Origin of the sequence: Corallococcus sp. CA053C (assembly GCF_003611675.1) — a bacterium.
Classification (GTDB): domain Bacteria; phylum Myxococcota; class Myxococcia; order Myxococcales; family Myxococcaceae; genus Corallococcus.
The window spans coordinates 1-6855 of record NZ_RAWA01000472.1; the positions used below are offsets into that span (position 1 = coordinate 1).

The 6855-nt window shown below is 72.1% G+C and carries 5 protein-coding genes; 3 read left to right on the forward strand and 2 right to left on the reverse strand.

The annotated features are described in order from the left end of the window. Positions 1-1643, forward strand: a 1643-nt coding sequence (locus D7V97_RS37615; protein ID WP_120615424.1) for a R3H domain-containing nucleic acid-binding protein, incomplete at its 5' end; no start/stop codon positions are given. A 224-nt stretch (positions 1644-1867) separates the two neighbouring features. Then, complete coding sequence (locus tag D7V97_RS37620) at positions 1868-2686, forward strand: hypothetical protein (RefSeq protein ID WP_120615427.1); 819 nt, start codon at positions 1868-1870, stop codon at positions 2684-2686. A 53-nt stretch (positions 2687-2739) separates the two neighbouring features. Here the strand turns inward: D7V97_RS37620 and hflX are convergent, their stop codons facing one another. Beyond that, on the reverse strand, positions 2740-4173 hold the full coding sequence (gene hflX / locus D7V97_RS37625; RefSeq protein WP_120615425.1) for a GTPase HflX: 1434 nt from the start codon (positions 4171-4173) through the stop codon (positions 2740-2742). A 131-nt stretch (positions 4174-4304) separates the two neighbouring features. On the opposite strand from hflX, the gene D7V97_RS37630 reads away from it, so the two are divergent. Continuing rightward, complete coding sequence (locus D7V97_RS37630) at positions 4305-5579, forward strand: DEAD/DEAH box helicase (protein ID WP_120615426.1); 1275 nt, start codon at positions 4305-4307, stop codon at positions 5577-5579. A 7-nt stretch (positions 5580-5586) separates the two neighbouring features. Here the strand turns inward: D7V97_RS37630 and D7V97_RS37635 are convergent. Beyond that, on the reverse strand, positions 5587-6855 hold a 1269-nt coding region (locus tag D7V97_RS37635), incomplete at its 5' end, for a ferritin-like domain-containing protein (RefSeq protein ID WP_233583477.1).

Here is a 6855-nt window from a genome sequence, read left to right on the forward strand (position 1 = left end):
TCGCCCTCCTGGTCGCGGTGCTTCCTCCGCCCCTCCAGGCCGCCGTGCGGGAGCTGCCCGAAGCGGAGCTGCTGGAGGTGGTGATGGACCTGGGGCGTCCTCCGGAGGCCCGCCTCGTGGGCCGCGTGGCGCGCCTGTCCGACGAGCCCGTGACGCAGGAGTCGCTCCAGGCCGTGCTCTCCCGCGTGGGCGAGCTGGGCGGGGACAACCGCGCCGGCATCGAGCGGACGCTGCATCGCGTGTCGGCGATCCGCAACCGGCAGGGGCGCGTGGTGGGGCTCACGCTGCGGGTGGGCCGCGCCATCCACGGCACCATCGACATGCTGCGCGACCTGGTGGACTCCGGGAAGAACCTGCTCCTGCTGGGACGCCCTGGCGTGGGCAAGACGACGAAGCTGCGCGAGGTGGCGCGCGTGCTCGCGGACGCGCTGGGCAAGCGCGTGATGGTGGTGGACACCTCCAACGAGATTGGCGGCGACGGGGACATCCCGCACCGGGGCATCGGCGGCGCGCGGCGCATGCAGGTGAGCCGGCCGGACCGTCAGCACGACGTGATGATCGAGGCGGTGGAGAACCACATGCCCGAAGCCATCGTCGTGGATGAGATTGGCACCTCCGCGGAGGCCGCCGCCGCGCGCACCATCGCGGAGCGCGGCGTGCAGCTGGTGGCCACCGCGCACGGCAACACGCTGGAGAATCTGGTGCTGAACCCCACGCTCTGCGACCTCGTGGGCGGCATCCAGACCGTCACGCTGAGCGACGAGGAGGCGCGGCGCCGGCGCACCCAGAAGACGGTGACGGAGCGGCGCGGCACGCCCACCTTCGACATCGTGGTGGAGATGGTGAACCGCGAGGAGGTGCGCGTGCACCTGGACACGGGCGCCGCGGTGGACCGGCTGCTCACGGGCGTGGAGGTCGGTGGCGAGCGCCGCACGCAGCAGGGCGACACCGTGCGCGTGGAGGCGGCGCCGGAGGTAGTGGAAGCAACGCCTCCGGGGGGACGCGTCCCCAAGGGCACCCCGGCCCTGGGAGCGCCCCGGCCCGGGCCCACGCGCATCGCGGCGCACGCGGTGAGCCGCGACCTGCTGGAGCGCGTGCTGCGCGACCTGCCGGTGGAGGCCGTCGTCGTGGGCCGTCTGGAGAACGCGGAGCTGGTGCTCACGCTGCGCAGCCGCGCCAACTCGCCCCGCCTGCGCAGGGCCGCGGAGCGCGGAGGCGCGCGCGTGCTGGCCATCAAGCGCAACAGCTCCACGGAGATCCGCCGCGCGCTGCGCGCCGAGTTCCACCTCCTGGAGGGCGTGGATCCGAACGACGTGCGCGACGCCGTCGCGGAGGCCGAGGCCGCCATCCAGCGCGTGCTCACGGACGGGGAGAGTGTCCCGCTGTCGCCCCGTCCTTCCCGCCTGCGCAAGGTGCAGCACACGCTGGTCGTCCGGAACCACCTGGAGGCGGTGAGCGTGGGCAGTGAACCGCTGCGCCACCTGGTCATCTACCCCATGGGCGCGGGCATGGCCGAGGACCCCGACCTCCTGCGGGCCCAGCCGGACGAGGATGCGCCGGACGAGCACGACGACGACGACACGGGCCTGGACGACGACGGCGACGAGGCGCCGCACGAGGACGAGGAGCGCACCCTGTCGTGAGGTGCGCTGCCACGCGCCGTGCCCTGCGACACGACGGTCCGTGAGGAAGCCCGGCCCGGACAGCCCCGCCCCTGGGTGCGCAGCGCGCTGCACACGTCCGGCGGGGTCATGGCGTACTCCGTCCTTTGGATTCGCGGGGTTGGGGCAGGCATGACGGTTGCTGAGAGGCAGCGGTACGTTCCACCGCGAAGCAGCGGAAGGACCGCACCGACTTGGAGACCCTCATGCACCGCGCCCCTGCCACCCTCACCTGCCTTGCCCTGGCCGCCCTCGCCACCGCCTGTGGAGACAACGCGCCCACGAAGGAAGAGATAGACGACGCCACCGCTCGCGTGGAGCGCGTGGCGGCCTCGACGCACCTGGTGCGCGGCGCGCTGGAGGTGCTGGGCGTGATGCCCGTGTACACGTGCGGCGAGCCCCGTCGCGGGTTCCTGGGCCACGCCGTGGAAGGGCTCGCGTCCCGGGTGTCCTGCGCGAAGGCCACGGTGACGGCGGTGGATGACGTCACCGACGCGGTGGTGCTGTCGTTCAACGACGGAGGCTGTGACGTGCACGGCCTGCGCTTCACCGGACAGGCGGTGCTGGAGTACCGGGGCGGCGAGGACCTGATGGAGATGTCCGCGGACCTGCGCGGGATGACGGTGGACGGCCAGCCGCTGAAGGCGGAGGTGGGCTACGGCACGTGTGGCGACGAGACGCGCCTGTTCGCGGACGTGGAGGGCGACGTGCCGGGGCGCCAGGGTCACACCTTCCACGTGAACAGCCGCGTGGGGAAGCGCGAGGGCCTGCCCATCATCGGCGGCACGTCGCTGGTGTTCGACGGTCCGGGCGAGCTGACGGGCCCGATGGGCACCGACCGCATCACCTTCTCGTCGCTGCTGTACGAGGTGGGCAACTACCTGCCCAAGGAAGGCGTCGCCCTGGTGGAGACGGCGGGCGGACGCACCCTCAAGATGGCGTTCCAGCCGGTGCTGTGGCGCGTGGGCAAGGTGGAGGTCACCGTGGACGACAAGGAGCCGGTGACCGTGCCCGTGGTGCGCTGAAAGCCGCGCCGTGCGGAATCCCTACCCCGGCGGTGCCGTGCCGGGGCGGGGCCTCACTCCTGGAAGGACTGGGTGAGCTTCGCGATGGCGCCCGGCAGGCCGCGCACGCGCAGGCGGCTGCCGCTCTCGTCGTAGGCCTGGGAGACGACGGTGGTGTGCTCGTACACCTCGCCGATGCGGCCCTGGCGGGCGTAGGGAATCACGAGGTCCGCCTCCACCATGGAGGACTCGAAGAAGGCGATGATGTGCTTGCGCAGCATGGCCACGTCGTCGGGCTGATGCGCGGAGAGCATGATGGCCTCCGGGTGCTTCGCGAGCAGCGCTTCGCGCGCCGTCGCATCCAGCCGGTCCGCCTTGTTGAGCAGCAGCTTGCTGGGCACCGTGTCCGCGCCAATCTCACGCAGCACCGTCCGGGTGACCTCCAGCTGCGCGGCCCACGTGGGGTCCGACGCGTCCACCACGTAGAGCAGCAGCGACGCCTCCAGCGCCTCGTCCAGCGTGGAGCGGAACGACGCGACCAGGTCGTGCGGCAGCTTCTGGATGAAGCCCACGGTGTCGGAGACGAGGATGCGCGGGCGGGTCTCCGGCTGCATCGCGCGCACCGTCGTGTCGAGCGTCGCGAAGAGCTGATCCGCGACCAGCACCGTGCTGCCCGTGAGGGCGCGCATCAGCGACGACTTGCCCGCGTTCGTGTAGCCCACCAGCGCCACGCGCAGCTGGTCCCTTCGCGCGTAGCGGCGGTGGTCCTGGTCCTTCTGGATGGCCGCGAGCCCTTCACGCAGCTCCGCGAGCCGGTCGCGGATCTTGCGGCGGTCCAGCTCCACCGCCGAGTCACCCGCGCCACGGCCCTGCTGCCGCTCGCGGCCTCCGGAGGACTCGCGCAGCCGGGGGGCCAGGTAGTTGAGCCGGGCGATCTCCACCTGCATCCGCGCTTCGTGGCTCTTCGCGTGCCGGTGGAAGATGTCCACGATGACGCCCGCGCGATCCAGCACCTGCGCGCCGGTGGCCTTCTCCAGGTTGCGCAGCTGGCTGGGGGACAGCTCGTGGTCCACGACCACCACGGTGGGCCGGGGCTCCGCCTCGTCGTCGTCCGTGGGCGGAGCGAGCGCTTCCTGAGGGCCCTCGTCGTCGGCGTCCTCGTCTCCGGCTTCGGGCCCGGCTTCCGCTTCGGCCTCGGCCTCGTTCTCCGCCTCGGCGGCGGCTTCCCACTTCTCGCGGGCCTTGGAGGTCTGGTTGAGCGCACCGGACGCGATGACGCCGGAGCCGCCCGTCAGCTTCGCCAGCTCCTTGAGCTTGCCCGAACCGAGCACCGTGCCCGTCGCCAGCCGGTCGCGCTTCTGGGAGACGGTGGCGACCGAGTCGTAGCCCAGGGTGTGCACCAGCCGGCGCAGCTCCGCGAAGTCCGCGGCGTGCTCTTCGTCCGAGACGCCGGGGAGCTGGACACCGACGAGGACGGCACGCGGACGTTCAGGGAGGGTTTTCGCCATGCGGATGCTGTTAACACGCCGGGCCGCGCGATACTGCCCGCTCCGTGCGGCTCCTCGCCTGGGTGGGGAGGAGGTAGGCTCCCGCGCTCCCATTCCACGCCGCGCTCGCGCGACTCCAAGGCCTCCCCTTCATGACATTCGCTTCGCTCGGCCTCTCGGAGGCGCTGACCCGCGCCGTGGCCGACCTGGGCTACGACGAGCCCACGCCGGTGCAGCGCGCGACCATCCCCGTGGTGCTGCGCGGCGGTGACGTCTGGGCTTCGGCGAAGACGGGCTCGGGCAAGACGGCCGCGTTCCTGCTCCCCCTCATCGAGTCGCTCCGCTCCCGTCCGGGCGGCGCCTCACGGCAGGTGCGCGCCTTCATCCTGGTGCCCACGCGGGAGCTGGCCGCGCAGGTTGTCGAGTCCGTCCAGCAGTACGGCCGGCACCTGCCCAGGCCTCTGAAGACCTGCCTCGCGGTGGGCGGCGTCTCCGCGAACCCGCAGATGCTGGCGCTGCGGGGCGGCGCGGACATCGTGGTGGCCACGCCGGGCCGCGCGCTGGACCTGGTGGAGCAGAACGCGCTCCGCCTTGGCGCGGTGGAGACGCTGGTGCTGGACGAAGCGGACCGGCTGTTCTCGCTGGGCTTCGCGGACGAGCTCACGCGCCTGCTGAAGCTGCTGCCCGAGCGTCGGCAGAACCTGCTGTTCTCCGCCACGTTCCCGCCCGCGGTGCACGCGTTCGCGGAAGCGTTGCTGCACGAGCCCACGCGCATCGACGTGGACGAGGGCGAGCTGCCCACGGCGGACCTCATCGTGCAGCGGGCCCTCCAGGTGGACGAGCCCCGGCGCACGATGCTGCTGCGGCACCTGCTGGAGACGAACGCGTGGTCCCACGTGCTCACGTTCGTGGCCAGTCGCTACGCGGCGGATCATGTCGCGTTGAAGTTGAACCGCGCGGGCATCGCCGCCAGCTCCCTGCACGGAGAGCTGAGCCAGGGCGCGCGCACGCAGGCGCTCGCGGACTTCAAGGCGAAGCGCGTGCGGGTGCTCGTGGCCACGGATGTCGCCGCGCGCGGCCTGGACATCGCGCAGCTGCCCGCGGTGGTGAACTACGACCTGCCGCGCTCCACGGTGGACTACGTGCACCGCATCGGGCGCACGGGCCGCGCGGGGGACAAGGGCGTGGCGATCAGCTTCGTCACCCCGGACATGGAGCCCCACTTCCGGCTCATCGAACGGCGCCACCACCTGGACATCCCGCGCGAGCAGGTCCCGGGCTTCGAGCCGACGGAAGCCGCCGCGACGGGCCCTGCGGCACAGCCGCTGGATCCGAACGGCGGCGTGAAGGGCAAGCGCAAGAGCAAGAAGGACAAGCTGCGCGAGGCCGCCGCTGCCGCTGCGCGCCCGCCGAATCGCAAGCGTTAGCGGAGGCTCAGGCCCAGAGCTCCTGCTCCAGCGTGTCCAGCAGGGACAGGGCGACCTCGGGCGTGGGCAGGCCGGCCGCGGTGACGAGGCCCGCGTCGGGCGGGACCGCGAGCTGCGAGCGCAGCAGGGCCACCGCCTGCCTCTGCGCCTCTCTCAGCGCGTCCCGCTCGGAAGCGGAGAGGCGCGGGCGGATCCACTGGTCGATGTCCCAGGACAGCCCCGCGTGCCGCGTCTCGTCTGTGGCGATGCGCACCATGGCCTCGCGCACCTCGGTGTCCTGCGCGTGCAGGGCCTGGTGGTGGGCCAGGAGCGCACCGTACGTCTCACGCACGCAACCCTCCACGGCGTTGTCCATCGCCACGTCGATGAGCGGGCGCAGGGGCCGCGCGGCGACCACGGGACGCTGGGGCGTGGCACCGAAGCGGCGCGCAATCCTTCCCGTCACTTCGGTGTGCAGCACTTCATCCACGGCGCTGCGGCGGGCCGCGTCCTGGAGGTCCGGACCGGCGCCGTGCAGGGCCAATTCCTCGCGCAATCGCAGGAAGGCGTGGACCGAGGCGGCTTCCAGGTGCGCGGCCTCCGCGAAGTACTGCCCCAGCGCGTCCGTGCTCTCGCATGCGTCCGCGACCTGGAGCCCCACGGGCCTCCGGCCGACGGTGCAGTTGGGGTCGCCCTCCTTGAGGACGTAGCGCTCCACTTCCTGGACTTCGCCGGAGGGGAACACCTTCACCACGTGCTGGGTCAGCGCCGTGCCCTTCCCACAGGTGGAGCCCTGGATGCCAATGACGTTGAACGTCCCGTCCGCGTTTGTCTTCACCGCGCCCATCTCGAGCTCGGTGCAGCTCAGCCTGTTGCCCGCCGCGAAGGCCAGGAGCACGGCCTCCTGTTGGGTATCGACGGTGCCCAGCAGCCCCTGGATGGACTCCAGCGTCGCGTACGTCTTCACCTCGTCGCCAAGCGTCGTGACCAGGAAGAGGTCGGAGCACACCGGCCCGCAGTTGTAGTGGAGGCCCCCGATGGGGTCCGCGGCCTCCAGGGCGGCCTGACAGGCGGTGGCATCGGTGGCCGTCGCGCAGGGCTGCCCATGGGATGCCACGGGCCAGGTCCAGAAGAGAGGCGGATCCGCCATGGGGTGCTTCTCGCGGCCGCGAAGCTGGATGAGGTCCGGCGCCGGGGAGATCGTCAGTCCGCCAAGCGAGAGGGCGGGCCCTTCGCACGCCACCTGCGAGTAGCCCGTCAGGTCGGCGCTCGTGGGCCCCCCGGCGTCCCCTCCCCC